The 26,904-nt window shown below is 41.8% G+C and carries 17 protein-coding genes and 1 pseudogene; 13 read left to right on the forward strand and 5 right to left on the reverse strand.

The window, feature by feature from the left end; translation table 11 throughout:
* Positions 1–313: 313 nt before the first annotated feature.
* Positions 314–1,315 carry a glycoside hydrolase family 43 protein gene (locus GXP67_RS25005; protein WP_162445649.1) on the forward strand — a complete coding sequence of 334 codons (1,002 nt, stop codon included), beginning with the start codon at positions 314–316 and terminating at the stop codon, positions 1,313–1,315.
* Positions 1,316–1,420: 105 nt separating this feature from the next.
* Here GXP67_RS25005 and GXP67_RS25010 read toward each other — a convergent pair whose 3' ends face one another.
* Complete coding sequence (locus GXP67_RS25010) at positions 1,421–2,629, reverse strand: glycoside hydrolase family 43 protein (protein ID WP_232064564.1); 1,209 nt, start codon at positions 2,627–2,629, stop codon at positions 1,421–1,423.
* A 385-nt stretch (positions 2,630–3,014) separates the two neighbouring features.
* On the opposite strand from GXP67_RS25010, the gene GXP67_RS25015 reads away from it, so the two are divergent.
* The 6 genes from GXP67_RS25015 to GXP67_RS25040 all read left to right on the forward strand — a co-directional run bounded on the left by GXP67_RS25015 (position 3,015) and on the right by GXP67_RS25040 (position 15,497).
* Positions 3,015–6,191 (forward strand): SusC/RagA family TonB-linked outer membrane protein, encoded by a 3,177-nt coding sequence (locus tag GXP67_RS25015; RefSeq protein WP_162445650.1) that lies wholly within the window; start codon positions 3,015–3,017, stop codon positions 6,189–6,191.
* 43 nt (positions 6,192–6,234) lie between these two features.
* A complete protein-coding gene (locus tag GXP67_RS25020) occupies positions 6,235–7,812 on the forward strand; it encodes a RagB/SusD family nutrient uptake outer membrane protein (protein WP_162445651.1) in 1,578 nt (525 codons plus the stop codon).
* Between the two features lie 267 nt (positions 7,813–8,079).
* Entirely contained in the window at positions 8,080–9,033 is a 954-nt protein-coding gene (locus GXP67_RS25025; RefSeq protein WP_232064565.1) for an arabinan endo-1,5-alpha-L-arabinosidase, read from the forward strand.
* Between the two features lie 353 nt (positions 9,034–9,386).
* On the forward strand, positions 9,387–12,950 hold the full coding sequence (locus tag GXP67_RS25030) for a VCBS repeat-containing protein (protein ID WP_232064567.1): 3,564 nt from the start codon (positions 9,387–9,389) through the stop codon (positions 12,948–12,950).
* A 60-nt stretch (positions 12,951–13,010) separates the two neighbouring features.
* Positions 13,011–14,069, forward strand: a complete 1,059-nt coding sequence (locus GXP67_RS25035; protein WP_197901565.1) for a glycoside hydrolase family 43 protein — start codon at positions 13,011–13,013, stop codon at positions 14,067–14,069.
* Between the two features lie 90 nt (positions 14,070–14,159).
* On the forward strand, positions 14,160–15,497 hold the full coding sequence (locus tag GXP67_RS25040) for a nucleoside hydrolase-like domain-containing protein (protein ID WP_162445653.1): 1,338 nt from the start codon (positions 14,160–14,162) through the stop codon (positions 15,495–15,497).
* Between the two features lie 359 nt (positions 15,498–15,856).
* Here GXP67_RS25040 and GXP67_RS25045 read toward each other — a convergent pair whose 3' ends face one another.
* Positions 15,857–16,834 (reverse strand): DUF3078 domain-containing protein, encoded by a 978-nt coding sequence (locus tag GXP67_RS25045; RefSeq protein WP_162445654.1) that lies wholly within the window; start codon positions 16,832–16,834, stop codon positions 15,857–15,859.
* Positions 16,835–17,017: 183 nt separating this feature from the next.
* Complete coding sequence (locus tag GXP67_RS25050) at positions 17,018–18,199, reverse strand: App1 family protein phosphatidate phosphatase (RefSeq protein ID WP_162445655.1); 1,182 nt, start codon at positions 18,197–18,199, stop codon at positions 17,018–17,020.
* 253 nt (positions 18,200–18,452) lie between these two features.
* Here GXP67_RS25050 and GXP67_RS25055 point away from each other — a divergent pair, with 253 nt between their 5' ends.
* The 5 genes from GXP67_RS25055 to GXP67_RS25075 all read left to right on the forward strand — a co-directional run bounded on the left by GXP67_RS25055 (position 18,453) and on the right by GXP67_RS25075 (position 23,778).
* Positions 18,453–19,448 (forward strand): mevalonate kinase family protein, encoded by a 996-nt coding sequence (locus tag GXP67_RS25055; protein ID WP_162445656.1) that lies wholly within the window; start codon positions 18,453–18,455, stop codon positions 19,446–19,448.
* Positions 19,449–19,609: 161 nt separating this feature from the next.
* Positions 19,610–20,518, forward strand: coding sequence for a UTP--glucose-1-phosphate uridylyltransferase GalU (gene galU, locus GXP67_RS25060; RefSeq protein WP_162445657.1), 909 nt, complete (start codon positions 19,610–19,612; stop codon positions 20,516–20,518).
* Between the two features lie 27 nt (positions 20,519–20,545).
* Positions 20,546–21,241, forward strand: a complete 696-nt coding sequence (locus GXP67_RS25065; protein ID WP_162445658.1) for an SDR family NAD(P)-dependent oxidoreductase — start codon at positions 20,546–20,548, stop codon at positions 21,239–21,241.
* A gap of 234 nt (positions 21,242–21,475) precedes the next feature.
* Positions 21,476–21,664, forward strand: coding sequence for a hypothetical protein (locus tag GXP67_RS25070; RefSeq protein ID WP_162445659.1), 189 nt, complete (start codon positions 21,476–21,478; stop codon positions 21,662–21,664).
* 14 nt (positions 21,665–21,678) lie between these two features.
* A complete protein-coding gene (locus GXP67_RS25075) occupies positions 21,679–23,778 on the forward strand; it encodes a right-handed parallel beta-helix repeat-containing protein (protein WP_162445660.1) in 2,100 nt (699 codons plus the stop codon).
* Positions 23,779–23,941: 163 nt separating this feature from the next.
* Here GXP67_RS25075 and GXP67_RS25080 read toward each other — a convergent pair whose 3' ends face one another.
* Positions 23,942–24,424 carry a hypothetical protein gene (locus GXP67_RS25080; RefSeq protein ID WP_162445661.1) on the reverse strand — a complete coding sequence of 161 codons (483 nt, stop codon included), beginning with the start codon at positions 24,422–24,424 and terminating at the stop codon, positions 23,942–23,944.
* A gap of 198 nt (positions 24,425–24,622) precedes the next feature.
* Between GXP67_RS25080 and GXP67_RS25085 the strand changes: the two genes are divergently transcribed.
* On the forward strand, positions 24,623–25,264 hold the full coding sequence (locus GXP67_RS25085; protein ID WP_162445662.1) for a hypothetical protein: 642 nt from the start codon (positions 24,623–24,625) through the stop codon (positions 25,262–25,264).
* Between the two features lie 316 nt (positions 25,265–25,580).
* Here the strand turns inward: GXP67_RS25085 and GXP67_RS25090 are convergent.
* A pseudogene (locus GXP67_RS25090) lies at positions 25,581–26,818 on the reverse strand (IS3 family transposase).
* Between the last annotated feature and the right edge of the window lie 86 nt (positions 26,819–26,904).

Consider the following 26,904-nt stretch of genomic DNA (forward strand, 5'->3'; position numbering starts at 1 on the left):
CAGTAACCGAATCGTTATACTATATAAACTGGCCATTTGAAATATGATACCAGGTTTAGTCTTACTCTGGCTATTTGTTGTTTTTCAAACAAGCTCCTGTCAGTCACTCTGTTTAAAAGAAAATACATTGAGTAAACAAGCCCACCGCCATGGCCTTTATACCCGGAAAACAGAATACTTCCAGAAATTTACCAAATTTTCGTAAATGATTTTCAGTTAAAGATATTGCTATAGATATAATAGTTGACAGAAATAACTATTTTTAACGGCTGCCTCAGTTCCACACAAGAAAAAGGATATACTTACTATTACTATGAAAAATCCGGGTTTGACTTTACTAGCTTGTTTATTTTTTTCATTCCTGCTTAAGGCGCAGGAAAATAGGTTAAGCCCAGTCAGACAAAATATTCCGCTGGATTCCATAGTCTTGAGTGATCCTTTTATTCTTACAGATCCTAAAACAAAACTGTACTACATGACCGGAACCGGCGGCATGTTATGGAAGAGTAAAGATTTGAAGCTTTGGGATGGCCCCTATAAAGTGACCCAGACTGACTCAAACTCCTGGATGGGACCTAAACCAATGATATGGGCTGCCGAAATTCATGCTTTTAAAAACAAGTACTATTATTTTGCAACTTTCACCAACCGCTCTGTCAAGATAGATACCGTTAAGGACAATATCATCGAACGGAGAGCCTGCCATGTACTGGTAGGCGACAAACCTGAAGGTCCTTATTTACCTATGAAAGATCCTACTTATCTGCCTGCCCATATGCCTACTCTGGATGGAACGCTCTGGATTGATAAAGATGGAAAGCCCTATATGGTTTACTGTTACGAATGGCTGCAAAACCTGAATGGGACTATTGAAAAAATTGAAATGAAGCCTGACTTAAGTGGTACGATAGATACAGGAAAGGTTTTATTCCGTGCCAGTGATGCTCCCTGGAGCCGTGAAAAGGACGAGAAAGGCAAGGACCGCCCAAATAAAGTAACAGACGGTCCCTATCTGTTCTATACAAAAACCGGCCGGTTGGGTATGATATGGACCAGCTGGATTTATGATGTATATACACAAGGCGTTGCTTATTCAGAAAGTGGCACCCTGGATGGGCCCTGGATTCAGGAAAAAGATCCGATCACTCCTCCCAATTATGGTCATGGAATGTTGTTCCGCACGTTGGAGGGCAAACTATTGATGTGCATTCATAGTCATAAAAGCGTAAACGGCCGCAATCGCCGCATTCCACATTTATTTGAAGCAGATGTATCAAGCGATAAGTTAGTGGTTGGTAAGCCCTATTTACCTTAAATAGAACATAATACTACCAGTCACTGCCTTCATTTAACTAATAATCCATACATGAATATTTTACTTTCAAGCCTTTGACCAGAAGGGCAAAGGCTTGAGTAATTATTACTTGTTACTGACACTTTTGGCTATACCTGAGGGAAGCTTTTGCGGGGTAGTGGTAGGTCCAAAAACGGTTATTTTTCCGTTTTTTACTTCCATCCTGTCAACAAAAACCACTCTTTCCTCTCCAGTTTTGGCTGTTCTTCCGTGATAAACGCAAAACATTTCTTTGCCATCCGGGGAGTAGGCAATGCTGTTGTGCCCGGTTCCTGTTACGAGGCCACCCTTATCGGTATTTTTCTGCAAAATGGGATTGTTGGACGCTTTTTTAAATGGACCTAACGGCGAAGAGGAGGTGGCATATCCGATGGCATAATTGGCTCCGCCGAAATGGTTGGCCGAATACATAATATAGAAAATATTGTCTTTTTTGAAGGTGACTGATCCTTCTGTCCAGCGGCGGTTTACTTCGCGGGATGTAACCGAGCGGCTTTCCCATTCTGCCTGTTTATCACTTAAATGAGTGGGTGGCTGCAGGATTAAAACCGGTTCTCCGATAACTCCGGAAAAATCTGGTTTGATCTGAATGCCATATACCCAGCTTTCTTCAATTTCCTGGTACCAACCTTTCTTCCTGGCCAGGTCCGCCACTTCACTTTCGACCGGATGTTTATAGCAAGCCCGTGAGTAATACAAATAGAATTTGCCATCTGTATCAAAAAAAACATTGGCATCAATAATAGGATAGCCAGGATCAAAAATAGGCTGCTTGTTCAGATCAATAAATGGACCGGTAGGCTTGTCGGCAACGGCCACTCCGATTCTGAAATTTTCCAATTCCTTGGTAGGGTTTTCCTTCCACTGTGCACTGTAAAACAGGTAAAACTTACCTTTTACCTCATACACTTCAGGTGCCCAGTAAGCCCCTTCCCAGCCAGCCTGTGGATCGCTCCACCCATTTGTATTGTCATGAAAATATACCTGCCCTTCCGGCTTCCAGTTTACCAAATCTTTTGAAGAATATGCAGCAAACCCCTTATTGGCTCCTCCACCAGTGCCATACATATAATAACTTCCATTGGTGTACAACACATATGGGTCTCCGAACTGAACAGGCAAAGGATTAGAATAAGTGGCTTTTTTTGTGGCAATGCTTTGAGTAGTTTGGGCCATACCCGGGTATAAAGCCAGAGCAGTAACCAAGAAAAAAAGGAGCAGTAACTTTTTCATTGGGACTTTCATTTTTTCTTTAAATGTAGATAAATTTTTCATAGCAATGCTTTGATGGGTACTGTAAATGGCCTGATGGAAAAGAGAAGCTTTCACTGCTTGACTGCCTGTAGTTATACTTAAGGCACATGGAAGGGATTGCTGTTCAACAGTTGGAGTAATCCTATTCAACTTTCGGTTCACTAATAGACAAATAGGACTACTCCTAAACTCAATAAATTTTTCTTCCTGATGTCTTTCTGACCCATGAGGAAAAACACAAATAAAAATGATAATAAAATATATTCTTTAAAGGTGTGTAATATGTAATTTTTATACCTTGAGGAATTGCATTATTAAAATAAATATTTACATTTAACATAGCGTAACTTGCTTAATTTACCTGATTTATTAGTAAATTATTTTTAACCTTTCTTACAACAAACCAATGAACAAAAAAATTTACAAAATGAAGGCACTCCCCCTGCTTTTAGCAGCAATGCTGATAGGCGGGTTGGAATGTCAGGCTCAAGTGCAGGCTATGAGAATAGATAAGATTCCTAGCCACCAGCCAGCCATGGTAGTTGCTGTAAATAACCCGGCTGACTTCAGCAATGGCACTAATCTGCTTCAAGCAGAAAACAGGAATAAGATGGAAGGAATATCCAAACCAGTAGACATACAAATCAGTGGAAAAGTAACAGATGAATCAGGAACAGGTCTGCCGGGAGTAAATGTGCTGATCAAAGGTACGGCTACTGGCACCACTACCAGTGCAGAGGGTAACTATTCACTCACGGCTCCCGATGGAAATGGTACCCTGGTATTTTCCTACATAGGCTATGCTACTCAGGAAGTTGCGATTAATAACCGTTCCGCCATTAATGTTTCTCTTGTACCTGATGTTCAGTCTTTGAGCGAAGTGGTGGTAGTGGGATATCAGACACAGAAACGGAGCGATATTGTGGGTGCAGTAGGTGTAGTAGATACGGACGAAATTAAAAAAGTGCAAGCTGGTAGTGTGGGGGAATTATTACAAGGCCGGGCAGCGGGCGTAACCGTTACTTCAAGTGGCGCGCCAGGCCAGGCTTCAGCTATTAAAATACGGGGTACTAATTCCATTAATGGCCAGGATAGTCCTTTATATGTGATTGATGGGATGTTTATTAATGGAGCTTTTCCTGATTTTAATCCAAATGATGTAGAATCTATCCAGGTATTAAAAGATGCCGCGGCAACGGCCATGTATGGTTCCCGGGGTATGAACGGCGTTGTAATTATTACGACCAAACGTGGTAAACAAGGCGCTCCTGCTATTAGCTACAATACCTATGTGGGTGCTCAAACTGTACCCAGACGTTTGCCTTTAATGAATGCAGCGCAGTTCAAACAAGCCATCACTACAGCCTATGCCAATAACGGTGAGCCAGCCCCTACACTCTCAGAAAACGTAGACACCGACTGGCAGGATGCTATGTTCAAGACTGGTTTAATCACGGACCATAACCTTACGGTTTCAGGTGGAGGCGAAAATGCCAGCTATCTGGTGTCTGGTAACTTCTTTTTTCAGGATGGAACTATTAAAGGCCCTTCTTTCCGCAGGTATCAGATCCGGGTGAATACGGATATGAAGAAAGGCAGGATTAGAATAGGCGAGAACTTAATGTTGTCGCGCAACCTGACCAGCAATGTAAATGGACTACCTTTTCTGGATGTTTTGCAAATGTTTCCCACCATTCCGGTATATGATCCCAATAACAGGAGTGGATATGGTTATGGAAGAGGCAATCTGAATAATACGTTTGCCACCAACCCGGTAGGCTTACAGGAACATTACAGCAATAAAACAACCAGTGCCAAAGTATTCGGTTCTGCTTTTGCCGAAGTAACCATATTTGATTTTCTGACCTACAAATTGAATATGGGTCTGGATTACTCCCAGTTCTCTACCAAATATTTCGAACGGATTGGTGCGCTTCGCCAGAATAATCCCGATGGTGGACCAGCCTTCGTAGATGACAGAGCAGGGGAATTCTTTAATATTCTGGTAGAAAATACCCTGAATTTTAATAAAACCTTTGGTAAACATTCCCTTTCAGCATTGGTAGGATATACCCAGCAGAAAGATAATTACAAAGAGGTATTTGCCCATATTGAAGGAATTAACGGAGAATATTGGGTACAGAACAATGGTACGACCAGTCCGCGGACCAATGGATTTATGAACCAGCGTACATTGGCTTCCTGGCTGGGAAGTATCAACTATTCATTTGCTGATAAATACCTGATTCAATTAAATGCACGCCGCGATGGCTCTTCCATATTTACAGACGATAATCAATATGGTGTTTTCCCTTCCGCCTCTTTAGGATGGCGGGTAAGTAAGGAAGGTTTTATGCAGGCTGCGCCATTTATCAGCGATCTTAAATTACGGGCCAGTTATGGAGAAGTAGGCAGCCAGGCCATAGGAATTTTAGATAACTTCGCAGAGGGGCCTTACCGGATCAGCCCAACCATCGATTATAATCAGAACTATATATTTAATAATGGCATTGCCTTAGGTGCTATCAACCGTCAGCTGGTAAATCCTAACATAAAATGGGAACGAAAAGCTACAACCAATGTGGGAATAGATGTAGCATTGCTAGAAAACCGGATTTTGTTTAGTGCGGATTATTTTATTTCCCGCACCAAAGACTTATTGCTGGAGGTGCCGATTCCACTGACAGCAGGCAATACGGGAGTTAATCCAATTGATAACCTGGCTTCTATCCAGAATAAAGGCGTGGAGTTTGCCCTCACCTATCAGAACCAGGTAGGACAATTCAAGTACAGCGCCTCTGCTAACGTTACCTCTATCCGCAACAAGGTACTGGGATTAATACCTGCTAATAACAATCAGCCTATTTATGGAAATTTACAATTGATACGTCTGGCTGTAGATGAGCCTATTTCATTCTATGCCCTTAAAATGGATGGTATTTACCAGAACCAGGCAGAAGTAGATGCATCAGGGATTCAAGGCGTAGCGCCAGGTGATATCCGTTTTATAGATACCAATGGGGATAAGGTGATTAACCTAGAGGGCGACCGCCAGCGGGTGGGTTCTCCCTTTCCAACCCTTGAGTATGGATTAAACCTGACAGGTTCCTATATGGGATTTGACCTAACAGCATTTTTTGCTGGAGTAGGTGGCAACAAAATTTTTAATGAAGGCCGCTGGTGGAATGGCCGTTCCGATGATAACTTCAATTACCGTTCTGATGAACCTTTCTGGACAGGTGAAGGTACTTCCAACACAGTACCCAAACCAAAGCATGGTGGCTCAGGCCTCAATGCCGTTGTGCAATCAGACCGATGGATTGAAAAAGGTGATTACTTACGTCTGAAAACGGTACAACTGGGGTATAGCCTGCCGGCTTCATTGGTGCAAAACCTGAAAGTGTTTTCAAACCTGCGTGTATATGTATCCGGCCAGAATGTATTTACGATCACCAAATACAAAGGCTATAGCCCTGAAGTAACGGGTGCTTTCGGCAGAACACGTAGTTTGGACAGAGGCCAGGATATAGGCAACTTCCCGGCACCACGCATTTTGAGTGCAGGTTTACAAGCAGGCTTTTAAGCTGGCAAGCGTAAATAATTTCAAAACCTAAATTGATTCAAACATGAAAATACATAAAGTACTGTTATCGCTATCGCTGACTTTTGGCCTGTGTATAACAGCCTGTGAGAAGGAAGAAAACCTTCTTAACAAAAGCAACCCGAATGCACAAACGCAGGGGAATTTTTGGAAAACAGAAGCGGATGCCATCAATGGCATCAATGCAACCTATGCCAATATGCAAAACCGGACAATCACGCTCTGGGAGATATTCCATTATGATATGCGGTCAGACGAAGGTTATAGTCAGAGTCCCTGGACAGAATTAGCCAATGTGGGTAAGTTCATCATCAATGATTATAATATTGCCTTTGTTCGTGAAATGTACACAGATGTATACCGGACCATTTACCGGAGCAATCAGGTGATAACCTTAGTTCCAAATATACAAATGGATGACAAGCTAAAAAGCCGTATTCTGGCAGAAGCCAAATTTATCCGGGCGCATATGTATTTCAAACTGGTTACGCTTTGGGGAGGTGTTCCTATTATCACAACCATCCAGCTACCCACCGACCGTCCGCAACAGGCAACGGAAGCAGAGGTATGGGCACAGATTGAGAAGGATTTTACAGAAGCAAAAGCTGATCTTTGGACCAAGGCTGAATATACTGGTAATAATGTAGGCCGGGTTTCTAAAGAAGGAGCTACGGCGTACCTGGGCAGGGTATTTCTACAGCAAAAAAAATATACAGAAGCGGCTGCCCAGTTTAAGGAAATTATCGATATGGTTCCTGCCAAGTTTGATCTGATGCCCGAATTTAAAGATAATTTCACAGAGGAATTTGAAAATAATAAAGAATCCTTGTTTGAAATTCAGTTTGCCAACAACAATGGAAAAGTGAGCGGTTTCCCTATTTATGACGCTGCCGGGGGCGATGAAACCAGTGAAAGAGCGCAATTCTTTGGCGTACGAACCTCAGATTTTCCGGCCCCTGAAGTAGTGGGCGGCTGGTGTGATGGCCAGCCTACCAAATGGCTGTTAAACCAGTTTTTAATTGAAAAGGATAAGGATGGAAACGTTGACCCACGCCTGCAGTATACCTTGTACTATAAGCATCCAGGTGAACTGCTTTTCGGCAAAACGTATGAAGAAAGAAAAATTGATGAGAACCAACGTTTCTGGAAAAAATATACCAATTATTTTAAATCAACAGAAGGGTATTTCTCCGGAATCAATACCCGGGACCTCCGGCTGGCAGATATATACCTGATGTATGCAGAAGCCTTGAATGAGTTAGGCCGCACAGCAGAAGCCATTCCATTTGCTAACCGGGTGCGTGAACGGTCGAATATGAATCCTTTAGATATAGGCTTAGGGCAGGTTGCTTTCCGGGAAAGGCTTCGCCACGACCGGGTACTTGAACTGGCAGGCGAAAGCAAACGCTTTCTGGATATGAAGCGGTATGGAATACTAGGTCCTGAGTTAGCCGGTCCTACACCTGACCTTCCTGCGAATGTGGCTGATTTTGATACCGAGTTCAAAAACTTTGTAAAAGGAAAATCAGAATACCTGCCCATACCTCTCTATGAAATTGATGCCTTAGGCGCAGGTAAAATCAAACAGAATCCGGGTTATTAGTAGGAGGTATTGATAAGATTTTCAATTACGTAAGCGGCAAGTATTAACCTTGCTGCTTACGTAATTTTGTTTCTTTTAGATAAGAGGTTAACTCATGTCATTTCCTGATTTCTCCGAATCTGCTTCACTCTTTTTAGTATTTCTATCTGGAATGTAGTTTTTTATTTCTTTAATGCCCTTACTGATAATCTCTTGTCACAAGTAATCACTTTAATTTCTGGATTTAACAAAAGCTTTATAATCACTGCTATTATCCTCTTAGCAAGTTTGGCTTATCACGTGCCTGTTTCAGCCCAGTCCGAAAAAATACCGGCACATGATCCGGTAATGATTAAACAAGGGGATACCTACTATCTTTTTTGTACCGGGCGGGGTATTTCTGTGTGGTCATCTCCGGATATGGAGTCATGGAAGAAAGAAAAGCCAGTATTTAATACAGCACCTGCCTGGGCAGTAGAGGCAATTCCAGGCTTCAAAAATCACATCTGGGCACCCGATATTTCATTTCATAACGAGAAGTATTATCTTTTTTATTCGGTTTCGGCTTTTGGGAAAAATACTTCCTGTATTGGTCTTGTCACCAATAAAACCTTAAACCCCAATGATCCTGACTATAAATGGGAAGACCATGGAAAGATCATACAGTCGGTACCTGGCCGGGATATGTGGAATGCCATTGATCCGAACTTGATTCGTGATGAGGAGGGAACAGCCTGGTTATCGTTTGGTTCCTTCTGGAATGGCCTGAAACTGGTAAAAATGAAAAACGATTTAACAGCGATAGCCGAGCCGCAGGAATGGTATACGGTTGCCAGCCGCCCCCGAACTTATGGAATTGCCGATTCTTTAGCCGGGAATGCAGCGATTGAGGCGCCGTTCATTTTTAATAAAGACAAATACTATTACCTGTTTGCTTCCTTCGATCACTGCTGCCGGGGTGTAAACAGCACCTATAAAATAGTAGTAGGCCGCTCTGAACAAGTTAAAGGTCCTTATGTAGACAAAACCGGAAAGAAGATGGCTGAAGGAGGCGGTTCCATTGTACTGGAAGGCAATAATGCCTGGTATGGTGTAGGTCACAACTCAGCCTACACATTTAATGGAACAGACTACCTGGTTTTTCATGGATACGATGCTTCAGAAAATGGAAAATCAAAATTAAGAATTGAAAAACTCACCTGGGATGCTCAGGGATGGCCAGTTGTGCTGGTGGAGAAGTAGTTGAATTTATATTTCGAATTCGAACTAAAACAAAAAAATAAAACAAATATTCCATGTGCGGGAGGATAAATGAAAAGCGGGGTGAGCGTAAGCTTTGTGTGTAGAAGCATTTTTTATTTTGCCACAATTACATTGGCTCTCTTCGCATTCGCATGCTTGAGAGTTTTTTGTTACTTTTATTTTGGGCAAGCAAAATAAAAGTAAAGACGGCCTGAGTTACAAGGCGCCTCTTTACTTTTACAAATACAAATTTTAACCCAACCCGATAATCCAATACAATAATTCCCTATAATCTTAAAATGCAAAACTTTATTAAAAACAGTGTATTGTTACTTGTTATACTGTTATTGACCATGAGTTGTAAACAGGTGACTCAAACACTGTTTGAACCGCTTTCTCCCACTACTACACATATTAATTTTAGCAATACCCTTGTAGAGACAGATACCCTTAATTTGCTTGAATTTGCTTATTTCTATAATGGGGGTGGAGTCGGAATTGGAGATGTTAACAACGATGGGTTATCTGACATTTATTTTACAGGCAATCAGGTGTCCAGCCAGCTCTATCTGAACAAAGGCAATCTGCAATTCGAAGATATTACCAAAAGTGCCGGTGTTGGCACCGACCGCTGGGCTAGGGGAGTAGCCATGGTAGATATCAATATGGATGGTTTACTGGACATATATGTGAGTGTATCAGGTACAACGCGGATAAGTAAAATGGAGAATCTGCTGTTTATCAACCAGGGAAATGATGCATCGGGAAAACCTGCCTTTAAAGAATCAGCTATAGAGTATGGCTTAGCAGATACTGCCCATACCACGCAAACCGCCTTTATGGATTACGACCGCGATGGTGACCTGGATGCCTATTTACTGACTAATGCGATCGAGTCTTTTTCTCCCAATACGTCACGGCCCAAAAAAATAAAGGGAGAAGGTTTGAGTACAGACCGCCTCTATCGCAATGAAGGGGTAGGGGCAAACGGGCATCCCATATTTAAAGATGTTTCGAAGGAAGCTGGTATTACGATTGAAGGCTACGGGTTAGGAATAGCCGTCAGTGATTTAAATCGCGATGGATGGCCGGATATTTACTGCGCCAATGACTTTGTAAGCAATGATCTGGTATGGATTAATAATGGGGACGGGACTTTTACCGATCAGGCAGCTACTTACCTACAACACCAGAGTTATAATGGCATGGGCATCGATATTGCAGACTTCAATAATGATGGCTTACAAGACATTGTTGTACTCGATATGCTGCCGGAAGATAATAAGCGGCAAAAAACGATGGGAGGAGCCATAAAATATGAAAAGTATATTCTGGATACCACCAATGGATACCAGCCTCAATTTGTCCGCAATACCCTGCAATTGAACCGGGGAGCCAGGCCAGTAGCTGGCAAAGATAGTAGCAACAAATCAATTCCCATTTTTAGTGAAATTGGCCAACTGGCCGGTGTAAGCAATACTGACTGGAGCTGGAGTGCCTTATTTGCTGATTTTGACAATGATGGCTACCGAGACTTATTTATTACCAATGGCTATGCGAAAGACATTACAGACCTGGATTATGTAATGTATCATCAGCAAGAAACCTATTTTGGTGACCGGGAATCAATCCGGGCCAAGCAACGGGAACTGTCTAAAAAACTGCCGGCTGTAAAAGTCCATAATTATATCTATCAGAATAGGGGAGACCTTACCTTCGCCGATCAATCCAATGCCTGGGGACTTTCGCAGCCTACGCTTTCTAACGGAGCGGCCTATGCAGATATGGATAATGATGGCGACCTGGATCTGGTGGTGAATAATATTAATGAGCCTGCCGGAATTTATAAGAATAATGCCGCTGATTGGGCAAAGAATACTTCTTCAGGCATAGAATCCAACTATCATTTTTTACGAATAAAAGTAAATGGCCCGGCATCCAACCGGCAAGCATTGGGAGCCAGCATCCGTCTGCGGTATGGTGCCCATACACAGGTACATGAACATTCGGTATACAGAGGATTTCAATCTACGGTAGAAAACACAATCCATTTCGGGCTGGGTACAGCAAACCAGGTGGATTCTCTTGAAATTACATGGCCAGACGGAAAGTATCAGTTGTTGCGTCAGGTAAAAGCAAACCAGTTGCTTACTATCGATTACAAGGACGCCAGAGAACTTTCTCCGGTTCCTACGATTCCCCTTCAACCTTTATTTACAGAAACAAGCCAAATTTTAGGAATTGATTATGTACATAAAGAGAATCATTATATTGATTTTAAAAGTCAGCCACTGTTACATCAGAAATACTCCCGGAATGGCCCTGGTATAGCCGTAGGCGATGTAAATGGAGATGGTTTAGAAGACTTTTTTGTGGGAGGTGCTTCTGGCTCATCCGGAAAAGTATTTCTGCAACATCAGCCATCATCCTGGCAACCAGCCAGATTTACCAGTTTTACTATTGATCTGGAAGGTAAAAAAGAAGAAGATATGGGAAGTTTACTTTTTGATGCAGACAGCGATGGTGACCTGGATTTATATGTGGTGAGCGGAGGGAGTGAGTTTACTTCTGCCACCGGGCTTTACCAGGACAGGTTATATATAAATGATGGAAAAGGCAATTTTACAAAAGACACCACCGCTTTACCTCAGGAAAGTGAGAGTGGGTCCTCGGTAACAGCTGCCGATTTTGACCGGGATGGAGACCTGGATCTTTTTGTTGCAGGAAGGGTTTCTCCCCATGCGTATCCGTATGCCCCTCAAAGTTATTTGCTGCGAAACGACAAAGGAAAATTCATAAATGTTACCCGTGAAGTAAATCCGGATTTGCAGACGATTGGTATGGTAAGCTCAGCTCTATGGACTGATTTTGACAATGACGGATGGGTAGATTTACTCCTGGCCGGAGAATGGATGCCTCTCACTTTTTTTAAGAACCAGAAAGGGAAATTTGTTAATGTAACAGATGATACAGGTCTTACCCATACTTCCGGCTGGTGGAATAGCCTGGCAGGAGGAGATTTTGACAACGATGGAGATATTGATTACATAGCTGGAAATCTTGGGAATAACTCCAAGTTTAAAGCCTCTCCCAAGGAGCCGGTTTGTGTATATGCCAGTGATTTTGATAACAGCGGCACTTTAGACCCGGTGCTTTGTTACTATCTACCCGGAGCCGATGGTAAACGGGTTTCTTATCCGGCCCACCCCAGAGATGAACTGATTACCCAGATGACAAGTATGCGGAGGCGCTTTGTAACGTTTGCCGATTATGCAGCCGCCAGCACAAAAGATCTTTTTACAGAAGAAGAGTTAGAGAAAGCCTATGTTGGCCGTAGTGAATATTTTCAGAGCAGCTATGTGGAAAACCTAGGAAAAGGAAAATTTTCTATCAAACCCTTACCAGTGGAGGCACAATTTGCACCTGTTTTCGGGATGCTGTGTAATGACTATGATGGAGATGGTAACCTGGATTTGCTCTTATCTGGTAATTCGTATGCGCCCGACATAAAAACAGGACAGTACGATGCCTTGCTGGGCTTATACTTAAAAGGTGATGGAAAAGGGAATTTCAAGCCAGTGCCGGCAGCGGAAAGCGGTTTTTATGTGGAAGGTGATGCCAAAGGTATGGCAGAACTCCTGTTAGGAGATGGAAATTTACTATTGCTTTCAGCAGTTAATTCCGGTAAACTAAAGAGCCATGTGTTAAGTAAGCCGAAACTTTCTCATACGATTAAACTTGGATCATTGGATGCCTATGCAGAAATTACATTTTCCAATGGGAAAAAGCGGAGGCAGGAAAGTTATTATGGTTCCACTTACCTTTCCCAATCTTCACGTGTATTGTTCATACCTATGCAGCCAGCTTCCATTAATATTACTGAGTATGCTGGTAAGCGCAGAATGGTGAAGGAATAGAAAGTCTGCTTCTACAATAACTTTACTCATGCTATTTGCCTCTTTAACCTAAAAAGACATATGAAATTAAATACTCTACTGCTATATATACAAGTAAATGTCTGCTTCCGCTTATTTATGTGTTTGGCTTGTATGAGTATGCTTTCTTTTGAAGCAAGCGCAGATACACCTACTTTTAAAAATCCCATTCTCACAGAAGGTCCTGACCCCTGGGTATATAAGCATACCGATGGCAATTACTATATGATGGTTACCAGGGGAAACCGCCTGGATGTATGGAAGTCCCGTTCACTTTCAAACATTGCTCAGAGTACTCCTGTTACGCTGTGGAAAAAACCAGATTCCGGCCCCAACAGCCGTGACATCTGGGCACCTGAGATTCATTTTCTGCAAGGGAAATGGTATATCTATTATACAGCCACTGATGCAAAAAATCCCGGAGATGCTACCCGATATGTATTTGTGCTTGAAAATTCTTCTAAAGACCCCCTGCAGGGTACCTGGCAGGACAAGGGGAAAGTCAATACAAAATATTCAGGATTGGATGGCTCCTTATTTACACACAAAGGCAAATTGTATTTCATGTATTCGGCGTATGTGGGTCCGCAAAGTGTACTTTGTATTGCGCCCATGCAAAATCCCTGGACACTTGCTTCTGAGGAAGTAATGATTGCCAAACCAACTTTTCAATGGGAAAAACATAAGGAAAGAGAAATACTGGAAGGCCCACAGATATTAAGAGGAAAGAAGGGTACTTTGCACATTGTTTACTCAGCCAGTGCTTGCTGGGACGATAATTATTCTTTAGGCATGCTTACCGCTTCCGATAACAGTAACCTGCTGGACCCTAAATCCTGGCAAAAATCTTCCTCGCCTGTGTTCAGCAAATCAGATGTGAATAAAGTATTCGGACCTGGCCATAATAGTTTTACTACTTCTCCGGATGGCACAGAAGACTGGATTGTATACCACGGAAAAGACATAGCCAATGGAGAATGTTCGGGCCGGAGTACCCGCATACAGAAATTCAGCTGGAAGCCTGATGGTACACCTGATTTTGGTATTCCTCTGGCCACTTCAACGCCTGTTAAGGTACCTTCAGGAGAAAAGCCAAACTAAATATTTGGCATAGCAGGCGTCTTTTATAAAAACTTTCTATTTTCATCCGGGTCAGATACATTCAAAGTTGGGTTAAGAAATTTTATATTAATGTGTACAAACTTCTTATTTCGGCAAGCGCTTATATTTTTTACCATTGCTTCTTTTATAAATAGTTCCTGCATTTTAACGAAAAAGCCCGGCATAAAGACAAATCAGACACTGAGTAATGCTCAGGTAATCCGCCCCAGAGTAATAGTCAGTACAGATATTGGAGGCAGCGACCCTGATGATTTTCAGTCCATGATTCATTATCTGATGTATGCCGATAAATTTGAAACCGAGGGGCTAGTCGCTTCACCTTATGGTGAGGGCAGAAAAAGTCACATTTTCCAAATGCTGGACCTGTATGAAAAAGACTATCCGAAACTAAAAGCACATTCGCCTTTATTTCCAACGCCTGATCAACTTCGTATGGTAACCAGGCAGGGAGAGATTAACAAAGCACCGGAAAAAGGCTGGCGCACCGCTACTGAAGGTTCTGAATGGATCATACAATGTGCCCGGAAGAAAAGTAGTCAGCCACTATGGATATTAGTGTGGGGCGGACTGGAAGATGTTGCCCAGGCTTTACATGATGCGCCGGATATTACCGGCAACATACGGGTATACTGGATTGGCGGCCCCAATAAAAAATGGAGTGTGCAGGCATATCAGTACATCGCCAGAAACTTTCCTGACTTGTGGATGATCGAGTCGAATGCTACCTACCGTGGATGGACCATTGACGGAGAGACAAACAGCGGCTATGACAACAAAACATTTTATGAAAAGTATATCCAGGGTAAGGGAGCCATGGGAAAAGATTTTGGAAATTACTATCAAGGCATGCTTAAGATGGGCGATTCCCCTTCAGTGGGATACCTGTTGTCTGGCAATCCGGACGATCCTACCGCTACTGGCTGGGGTGGAAGTTATATTCCCCTTAGGCACAGTGCCAGAAGAGTATTTGAAAGACACACCACACTAAGGGATGAAGTGCCGGTTTTCGGTATTATTGAATGGGTATTATCCGGGCCAGACCGGGGAAAGGCAATAGATGAACCCTGTATATGGATGGAGGTCGACGGACAAAAGATAGATGGATTTTATATAGGGAAAGGCAAATACAAAATTCGGTTTGTTCCCAAAGAAGCAAAAAAATGGAAGTATCAGGTGGTAAGTGATGCACCGGAATTGCATGGAAAAAGTGGCGGGTTTACCAGTACTGATTCCTGGCCGGGTGAGCCACATAAAGATAATATGGTACATCTACATAAATGGTGGAGTGATAGTACCGCACCGGAAAACTATTTAGGGAAACACCAGGGCGGAAATACCATTTACCGCTGGAGAAAAACGTACCTGGAAGATTGGGCGAAACGCTGGGTATGGTTATCTGCTGACTAATATACCTATTTAGCTTTCAGGTTTTAAGTATGCAACAGAAACGAAATTTCAGAGAAGCTATATTATATTTTACTCAGCTCAAATCATGTATAATGGGTGGCGACTGCAAGAGAGCTGACCCCTATTATTAAATGCGAAGAAGAATGCATATTGCTATTATAAAGCCCAAATCTAATATTTGCCGTATATCCCTTGACACTATTCGTGCATTCTTTAACACAGTTAGTTTAATATTTCAATGGCCTAACATCGCTCAGAGTATGTTCTTGAAAAAAGTTAATTGAACATCTAAATACTTATACCCTATATTATAGACAATTGATCTTCAATTAATTATTTTCGACCAGAACAATTTTAATTTAGCTTCCGAACTTATAAGAGAATCCCACACCTAAAGTTTGTTTGAACTGCAATCTCGGTCCTACCGTTGTTTTTGTTTCTATGCCATCTACTTTTCGCGTGACCGGCGTTTTAATATCATTGTCGTAGATCATATGAATAAACAAGCTGGCGGCAATGTATTCGTTTACCTTCATATTTACGGCGTTTTCGAAGTTGAGGTCAATGTTTTTGCGGTTGGCAATATTGCGGTCCGTATAGTTATTAAACAAGTTCAGTTTCGATTGTACGTTTACATTCTTCATTACCTCCTTTTTAAACCTGGCTTCCAGTGCTGCACCAAATTCCGGACGGAAACTATGACCATCCCGTATCTTGTTGCGGCCGGCATCGAAAATGGCTTTTTCTACACCGAAGGCCCCAGAATCGGCCAGTATAGGATCTAATACAAAAGTACCTTTTCCGGTAGCAGGCGAGAGAAACAGAGAGAAATACTTATTGGGTTTATAATCCAGACCAAGAGAAAGTATCACATAGCCGGGCGCCATAAACTTAGAGATCACCACAGAATCGTTGGGATATTTATAGCCCGGTGCAAACTGGCTGTTAAAACTGGTAATGGCAGAATAATTGAATTTTCCTGTCGCTTTTTTGCTGAACTTGGAGTTAAATGCAATCCTGTCTTCATTTTTACGAAGGCCGCTTTCAGCTAACCTGGTAAGGCCATATCCTAAATCTATTGCATTTTCCCAGCGGGAGGTACTATCCTTATTTTTATGATGAGCAAAAAAACTGCTGAGTACCGTACCGGAAATAGCATTTTCGCCGCCGCCTACCCAGTTGGCCAGAGATACCTGATTGAAGTTGAGTTGAAAGAAACCACCGGTTTTCCAGAGTTTTAGTTTGGGTTTAGCCTTGGTGGAATCCTGGGCGTGAGCATGGAATGAAAATAATATAATCAGAAAAATGTAAAAAGTGTATCGGTTTATTTGTTTCATGTATCTGAAAAAATGGACACTAAGATGTTTAGGAATGAAAAAAGCCCGCAAATATCGGGCTTGACTGATTAAGGAAATAGGTTAACAGCGAAAATTATCATTTAATATCAACTCTTTCCCATTGTATCAATGATCATTCCAGGTAATGAATTCAGCTAGTAGGTAACATTCTGCCGGTTGGATTTACTCAGTTTTCTGCTCGCTATCTGTTCCTATAATTTGTTCCAGATCGCTGGGCGCTTGCTGATCTTCCACTTTTTCAGCCCGGATATCCGGAAGAATTTCAGGATCGATATAGCCTTTGCTGGCTGCATGTTTGGCAGCAACTACCGTATCAGGCACTAAGAGCATTTCAACACCGAGTTGTTTAGCCTGTAAAATTATTTTCTGCACCGAACTATCCCGTATATCCTGGCTCACATCCCTAATATATACAGCCAGAATACGTCCTGGAAATTCCTGAATTACCTGCAAATAAATTTCCGGATCATGCTGTCCGCTGTCGCCGATGAGAATAAAAGGCAATCCTTCGCAGGTATTAAGAATGAGTTTGATCTTGTCAAACTTATGGTTGTGGTGGGTAGATTTGATAAACTGTTCGCGGTCGATGCCCAGATCACGCAATAGGAAAGGACCTTTGGGAATACCTTGTACGATGCAAAAATCTACCAGCAGGTCATACAAATTCCAGGAACTGCTGGAGACGAAAAACAAAGGATTAAACAAGGAACTATCTGGTCCGCTTTGTAGTGCCCGGTAAAATGCTGCTACCCCTTCAAAAGCTAGGCGTGTGCGTGAGTTATTTAAAAAGGTAAGTTTGGCGGCTTTCATCAGACTCGTAGCATTCGTTTGCAGAATGGTATCATCCACATCCGAAATGATTCCGAACTGGCTGCCTGCATTGGGCGTAAGAATGGTTCCGGAAGCCCGAATATCACCCTGTCCTTCATATATTTCATCCAGCAAACGGAGTTCTATTGTATGCCAGGCTCTGGTAGGTGGAAGGGGTTCTTGCGGCCTAAAACGCACTTCAAAATATCCTTCAACATCGGTAATTACTTCCTGTGTTACACCGGCAAATGTGGCTTCTACCCGTACCCCTGGAATTTCAACGCTGGCAAACCGCTTATATGTAGAAAGTAGATTCTGCCAGACTGTATCATTATCTCCGGCGGCTACAATACCTTTGTCTTTGAGTACCCGGCCTTTCAGGTAAATTTCATTGGCATTGCCAAACCCCCGGTAAGGCAGAATCATAACGGGACCTAAATTGCCCAGGCGCTGCCGTAATCTGTATTTGAGTTTGTCGAAGCGGTCGTCGGCATTACTGGCAACACGCATCAAAATCTGTTTCCATTGTGACATAGCTTTGCGTTGGTTAAATGGGTGAATGAGCGAATGAGTGACTGAGTGAAAGATTACAATTTTTGTTCTACAGATTGAAGGGTCTGCCATTACCTTTAATATATACGTAGATCCAATCTCTCATCTACTCAATCACTCATTCGCTTCGGTACTATTCTACGTGAAAATATCAAAAAAATGTGCGTTCCAGTGAAACATACTTGAATTTTAACTAAACTTACCACGATCACCGCTTTGTGAATATTTAATATATATGATTATAGAATCGAGAGCCTATGCCAGGGCAGGCTTGCTGGGCAATCCTTCAGATGGCTATTTTGGTAAAACCATTTCTATTATTGTCAAAAATTTTGGCGCCCGTATTTCGCTTTATCAGTCACCTGAGTTACACATTGAGCCCCAGGAACAAGATCTTACTACTTACCGGAATATCTATCATTTGCGGGATGCTGTGAGCCTGACGGGATACAATGGCGGTATTCCGTTGATAAAAGCAGCTATCAAAAAATTCTGTGAATATTGCGAAGAGAACAACACCAGGCTGAGTAATAAAAATTTTACCGTCCGGTATGCTTCTTCCATTCCCAGACAGGTTGGACTTGCTGGCTCAAGTGCCATTATTATTGCTACCATGCGCGCTTTGATGCAGTTCTATTCAGTAAAGATTCCCCTGGAAATATTGCCGAATTTGGCCTTATCTGCCGAAAAAGATGAGCTTGGCATCAATGCCGGTATGCAGGACCGGGTAATTCAGTCTTATGAAGGCTGCGTGTATATGAACTTTGATAAGAAAATAATGGAAGAAAAAAAATACGGGCAATACGAACGCATAGAACCGGCTTTGCTGCCTAAATTATATATCGCCTATAAAACATCCTTAGGAAAAGTATCCGGCACAGTTTTCAATGACATCCGCGCCCGGTACGATAAAGGAGATGCACATGTGATTGATACCCTCAGTAAAATTGCCAGCCTGGCAGAGCGTGGAAAAGAAGTGATCCGGCAGAAAGACTATGAGACCTTGTTTCACCTGATGAATGAAAATTTCGACCTTCGCTGCAAAATCATGAATATCAGCGAAAGCAATATGGAACTGATTAACACCGCCAGAAGTTGTGGGGCATCAGCTAGTTTTACAGGTTCCGGCGGCTCTATTATCGGCATGTATACCGACGATGAAATGCTTAACAAACTGGTAGTTAAACTTAAAAACCTCAACGCCAGAGTGATTAAACCATATATTGTGTAAAGAATTACAGAATTACAGAATTACAGAATTACAGAATTACAGAATTACAGAATTACAGAATTACATTTCTTTAACCACTTATTTATTCAATTATTGAGGCCTTCAGTAATTCTATCAGCGAACTATCAACTACCAACTTTTAAAAATTCAGACATTTCATTATGATCAGAAAAGCAGTAATACCAGCCGCCGGATTAGGCACCCGTTTTTTACCAGCCACCAAGGCACAACCCAAAGAAATGCTTCCCATTATCGATACACCCACCATTCAGTATGTGGTGCAGGAAGCAGTAGATTCTGGTATTGAAGACATCCTTATTATTTCCGGAAAAGGAAAACGGGCCATAGAAGACCATTTTGACCGTAATTTTGAGCTGGAAGCCCGCTTAGAAGAAAAAGAGGATACTTTATACAATGAAATCCGCCGGCTGGCTGATATGGCTCATATTCATTTTATCCGCCAGAAAGAAATCAATGGCCTGGGTGATGCCATTTATTATGCCCGTCACCACACCGGCAATGAACCTTTTGCCGTATTGCTGGGCGATACGATTATAGATTCCGTAATTCCGGTTACCCAGCAACTAATTGACATTTACGAACAATACCGCTGCACTGTGATTGCAGTAGAAGAAGTGCCGAAAGACAAAGTTTCCCGTTATGGCATTGTAGGCGGAAAAAAGCTCAGCGACTCACTCATGGAACTGAATCAATTGATCGAAAAACCTTCCATTGAAAAAGCGCCTTCTAATCTGGCCATTGCCGGGCGGTATATTCTCACGCCGGAAATCTATAAAGCCATCGAACAAACACCCAAAGGCAAAGGAAACGAAATCCAGCTAACCGATGCGTTCCTACGCCTGCTGAAAGGGGAGAATATTTACTCGCATACCATCGAAGGCAAACGGTATGATATCGGCAACAAACTCGACTTTTTGAAAACAACCGTTGAATTTGCCCTCCGCCGGAAAGAATTTGCTGCCCCATTTGCTGCTTTTCTACAGGAAACCGTAGCTTCTTTGTCGCCTGAACTTATCAGCGAAGGCAAGAAAATAGCAGATAACTCCTAACCTACACTCTAAAACCTATTTCAGGCAATGAAGCAATTAGCCATTGTTACCGGTGTTTCCGGGAATTTAGGACAAGCCGTAGCTCAAAACTTGCTCCAGAAAGATATACAGGTAATTGGAACGATACGAACAGAGGAAAGCCTGCCCGAACTTGAGAAGCATAGCCATTTTGAAAAGTACACACTGGATGTAACCCAGGAAGAAGCCTGTAAACAATTGGTGACATATGCTGCCAATACCTATGGAAAAATACACATAGCGGCGCTTACGGTAGGCGGTTTTGCTATGGGTAATCTCCAGGAAACGGATGGGGCCAGCCTCAAGAAAATGTTTGCCATGAACTTTGAATCAGCCTATTACCTGGCCAGAGAAGTTTTTGTTCAAATGGCCAAACACGCCGAGGGAGGACATATTTTTCTGGTGGGAGCCAGGCCTGCCTTATTGCCGGAGGCCGGAAAACATATGGTGGCCTATGCTTTATCAAAATCGCTGCTTTTTTCTCTGGCTGAAATTCTAAATGCAGAGGGCAATAAGAAAAATGTAGTAACTACCGTAATTGTTCCCAGTACCATTGATACTCCCCAGAACCGAGTGGCTATGCCGGATGCGAAGTTTGCCAACTGGGTGCAGCCCTCTGATATAGCTGAAATTATCAGCTTTACTGCTTCCGATGCAGCAAAGGTTATACGGGAGCCGGTAATTAAGGTGTATGGGAATGCTTGAGAGAAAATGAAGATTAGTCATATAACCCAATTTTAGATATTAAATGGCGCTTGTATTATGATTTGATATCATAAAAATAATGTCCCCAACAATTAAAAGACAATTTGTAATATTCGCTTTTATACTTCTTTGTCAAATAGCAGTGTGTTGGGAACATTTAGGTCCAACTCATGGTGTTACACCTCAGAAAGACCCAGTACCTATGTTGACCCAATGGGAGCAGATTTATATCTTATGAAAGGTAAAGTAATAGGAAAGAAAAGAGTAAGCGAGATTGATCCTTGGAATCCAATGGTAAAAGTCGAAACATGGAGAGAAGTTAACCTGCTGAAAGATTGGTTTATTAAAGCAATTTTCTTTTTTCAAATCTTGGTTTATGGGATAATAATCAAGGTAGCTAAGGATAAAGAGAATACTAACTAAATAGATATATGTCTATGAAAACATTCACCCTGTTTCTATTATATATAGCTGTTTCAATTTCTGCACTTGCACAAGATTCCTATAACTTTTATGTATCTCCAACCGGCAATGATGCAGCAAGTGGAACCAGTCAGGAAATGCCTTTTGAGAGTATAGAAAAAGCCCGTCTGGCTGTGCAAGCGTTGAAAAAGGAAGGGAAATTTAATAAGCCAGTAACTGTTTATCTTAGAGAAGGCACCTATTATCTTGAAAAGCCGCTTATATTCACCCAGGATGATTCCGGCACAGAGGAAATTCCTATTACGTATACCGCATATCCCAACGAGAAAGTAACGATTCATGGCGGAAAAGCCATTACCGGCTGGAAAAAATATAAGAAGGATATCTGGATAGCTCAGGTTCCGGAAGCGAAACAAGGGACATGGTCATTCCGGCAATTGTATGTAAATGGAACATTAAAACAGCGGGCCAGAATACCTAACCAGGGTTTTTTACGGGTAAAAGGTTTTCCCGATGGAGGGCCAGAAGTACATTACCATACCGACTGCCAGCGTTTCGAATACGCCAATCAGGACATTAATCCGGCCTGGACCAACCTGACCGATGTAGAAGTAATCGTTTACCATTTCTGGACAGATTCACATTTGCCTATTCAATCTATTAATTCCAAAAACAGGATTGTTACTTTTAAGCACAAAGCTGGTAAAGTATTTACCAATGATTTTACCAAAGAAGGAGCCAGATATATTGTAGAAAATGTATGGGAAGGTCTGGATACCCCCGGAGAATGGTACCTGAACAAAAAAACAGGACTTTTATACTATTATGCCCAGCCTGGAGAAAACTTGACTAAGGCTGAAGTAATTGCCCCGGTATCTCCGGCATTCATTCATCTGGAAGGAAAACCATTGGAAAATAAACCTGTAGCTTACCTTACGTTCAGCAACCTGAATTTTCAGTATACTAATTTCGAGTTACCCCCAGGTAATTCCAATGACCAGCAGGGATCTGCCAGTGTACCTGCTGCGATTACTATGAGTGGTGCCCAGCACTGCACATTCGATAATTGCCGCATTCAGAATATCGGAACTTTTGCTTTTGAAATCAATCCTGGAAGCCGCTATAACCGGATTTCTTCCTGTGAAATGAGCTATCTGGCTGCCGGTGGAATCAGAATAAACGGCGGAAACACAGCAGATCATCCTTTGCTGCGTACCGGTTACAATCAGATTACTGATAATTTACTGCATCATTATGGAGAGGTATTTCCTTCTGCAGTTGGCTTGCTACTCATGCATACCCACCACAATGAAATCCTGCACAATGAGATTCACCATGGCTGGTATACCGGCATTTCGGCAGGCTGGGTTTGGGGCTACAAACACAGCATCAGTACTCATAATCTGATCGCCTATAATCATATTCACCACATCGGAGGCGATGGATTGCTATCGGATATGGGTGGGATTTATACGCTGGGTGTATCACCCGGAACTGTACTCCGCAATAACCTGATTCATGATGTAAATGCCAATCATTATGGCGGCTGGGGCATTTATAATGACGAAGGTACTACCCACTTGCTGATTGAAAACAACATTGTGTATAATACCAAGTTTGCTCCCTATAACATACATTTCTGTAAGGAAGTAACCGTTCGTAATAATATATTCGCTTTCGGTAAACTTGAACAGATTAGCCGCCACCGGATGGAGCCGCATACAAGTGTGTATTTTGAAAATAATATTGTGTACTGGAAAGAAGGTGAGCTGTTTTCTCAAAACTGGAAAGACAAGCCCTATACTTTTCATGTATCAGCCATAAATCCGGACCAGGAATTGAACAGCACATTTGAAGCTAATTATAACCTGTATTATAACCCTTCGTTACCGGCTGATTCTATGAAATACAATGGATTAACTTTCGCTGAATGGCAGGCCAGAGGGAAAGATACACATTCGAAATATGCGGACCCACTATTTGTGGACGCTAATAACTATGATTTTCACTTAAAGCCAGAGTCACCAGCGTTACAACTTGGATTTCAGCCGATAGACATGAGCAGGGTAGGCGTAAGAAGAAAGGAAGCAGAAGTAAATAAACCGAAAGATTAATTACACAGCTGATTTTGTAAAAAAGCATTCCACTGAAGTCCTGGCGCGCAACCCATTGACCTGTTAATGCTTTTCGCAGCATCAAATACATGCGTTTTACTACATCACCACAAATCGTTGATTTATTGTTTTATTTTTTCGAGCCATTACCGGCATGCTTAATCTAATCCCAGTCCCAGTCAAAATCATGGCCATCATTATCACCATCTAAGCCTGAGCTGGCAAAAGGAGCTTTTGCATAAATACCCAGGCAGGTATACGTAGTTTTATTCACCCGGCGCAAACGGAAATCAGCTCCCAGAAAATAGTTTGCCCATAAGGAACCCTGCATTCCCAGATGAGTGCCTCCTTGCCGGGTATTGAACTCCAGCACCGGACCACAGGCAATACCCGCCAGGCCAAACCCGGTTTGCAGTTCACTATAGAGACGTAATTTGCCAGATTCAACTTCCACGCCCCCATCAACGCTGTAATAAAAATGTTCAAGGTTCCAGTAGGCCACTTCCAGAGAATATGAAACGCGAGGTTTTTCTCCGCCAAAATTAAAATGAATCATTGGACCAACAGACCATATTTGTTGAGAAAATCCGGTATGCCACATTGCCAAAATTAATAAGGCTAGTAAGCAAAGTTTTTTTCGTATCATCCTTTTTATATTTTAGCTGAACATAAAACGCTATATCCGATGTGTAATATAAAGCGCTGTCGGCATGAATGGAGATGAGACAAAATCAAAGTCTTTTCTGGGCAAGTATGAAATCAGCCTGAATCAGCAGAAAAATAAGTTCAGCTGGGTGCATCTTGTTAAATAAATACAAGTCTGTAATTGACCTGCTATATAGATATGAATAGCTTATATTTTGCCCATAATTGGAGAAGTGGCCGTTTAATTTTGCTTCTTTCTATACTTTATATTTTTACTTGTACACCTGAAGCATTTTCACAGCAGAAGTTTCAAAATGGTTATATCATTAACCTGGAAGGAGACACTATAACCGGGTTAATTCACTTAAAAAGGCATACATTGAAATCGGGTATCGTGTATTATAAAGACCAGGCTTTACGGAAAGAAATTGCATATACCCCCTCTGAAATAAAGGGTTTTTTTGTAAATGATGAAATGTATAGAAGTGCTGTGGTTGGAATGGAAATGCATTCTTCATCCGCCAATAACCTTCCCCATGCACAAGTAGGACGACCAACAGTTGATACCGTATTCATTCAGGTATTAATCACCGGCAAAAAAAGCTTACTCCGGATGATAGATGTTAAAGGTAAAGCCCACTATTTAATTAATGATGGAAGTATATTCAAAGGTCATCAAGTAATACTAAATAAAGTAAGCTTTAAGAATCAATTGAAAGCATATTTGCAAGATTGTCCTTCCATTGATGGCATTATATCCACTTCCAGGTATCAATACAATAGCCTCAAAAAAGTGTTTGATACCTATTACAGTTGCAATCAGATAAAACAAAATATATAAAAGACCCTGTAAAGTTAGTGTTGAAACTTTCCTCAAAGTAGATAGTTCTTCGAGTAAGTTAGAATAAAGTAATATATAGAGTATGAAAATTGGGAGGTACTATCTTTATCTTATCTTTTGAATATCATACTATCAAGTTGAATCCCCTGTAACGATATATTGCCCAGTTGGTAAAGCAGGTATATTTATCAACTCAAGTATTTCTGATGCCATAGCTGTTTTCGGAAACAATCACCAAACGTAAGTAGAATATCTAAGTTCAGTGTTACTATTTCTCCAGGAAATATGGACTTGCAACAAAATTGTGGACAATAAATTAAGCAACTAACACATATTGATTTAAAAGTTGCTCCATCTGGGCTGGTGTTCTATATCCCAGAGAGGAATGCAGTCTTTTCCTGTTGTACCAGATTTCTATATATTCAAAAACAGTGGTAGCCGCTTGCTGCTGATGGGCAAACTTATAATCATATACACATTCCACTTTCAGGGTCTTAAAGAAGCTTTCTGCGACAGCATTATCCCAACAATTCCCTTTTCGACTCATGCTTGGCTTAATAAGAGGATATGTACCTAATTCTTGCCTAAATTCATCACAGGCATACTGTATACCCCTGTCTGAATGAAATATTAGAGGTTGGATCACGGGCCTGTTTTTTATAGCCATTTTTAATGCTGCTATTGTCGTCTCTTTGGCCTTCATGGTTTTACTCAAGGCGAGAGCCAATAATCTTTCTGTCTGCCAAATCCAGTACCACCGTAAGATATAGCCAACCTGTAATGGTTCTGATATAAGTGGACCCGATGCTGACATCGTCTGCAGGTCCATGTCTGATACCCAGGCCTGACCTGTTGCATTAGCTGTAAAATTTCGATCCAGTAGATTTTCACTCACCGGATAGCTATGCTTTGAATCCGTAGTGACCTTATACCTTTTAATTCTTTTTGCCCTAAGCTCAGCCTGCTTCATTAAGCGGGCAACCCTGGGTCTGGAAACTGAAATGTTATTCGCTTTCAAGGCTTTACTGATTCTTGGGCTACCATAGGTCTGGCCACTCTCCTTATGGATCACTCTGATCTGTTGAAGAATTTCCCGGTTCTCTGTAGCTCGTTTAGATGGCTCACTGTTTATCCATCCATAATATCCACTTTTACTTACTTGAAAGGCTTTGCACATCTTCTCAATGGGGTATACAGTGTGATTATCCTTTATGAATTGGAATATCTCCCATCGTTCCTGGAAAAGATGCTGACCGCCTTTTTTGGACCTGCCTACGTTGTGAGCATCGGCTCCATATCCCTTTCCATTTCTGCATCCTTTAATGCCTTCTTTAGACGGGCTATTTCTGCTTCTTCAGGGGTTTGTTTTGGTTTTCCATGGCCAGGAAAACTTCCCTCCCTCTTGTCTAAAAACTCACGGCGCCAGCGATAAATCAATCCAATTTTGATATCCAATTCTTTAGCCAGATCTACTAAATTTTTTCTGCTCTTACTAAGTTCAACAGTCATTAGTTTGAACTCCTTGTCGAATTTTCTTCTTTGTCCCATTTTCATTAAGTTAAGTATTTTCTCTTAACTTAATGTCCACCCAAATGTAGCAAGATCAGATCAATATACTGCAGAACATACGTAAAGCTGAA

The sequence above is a fragment of the Rhodocytophaga rosea genome, assembly GCF_010119975.1.
GTDB classification, from domain to species: Bacteria; Bacteroidota; Bacteroidia; order Cytophagales; family 172606-1; genus Rhodocytophaga; species Rhodocytophaga rosea.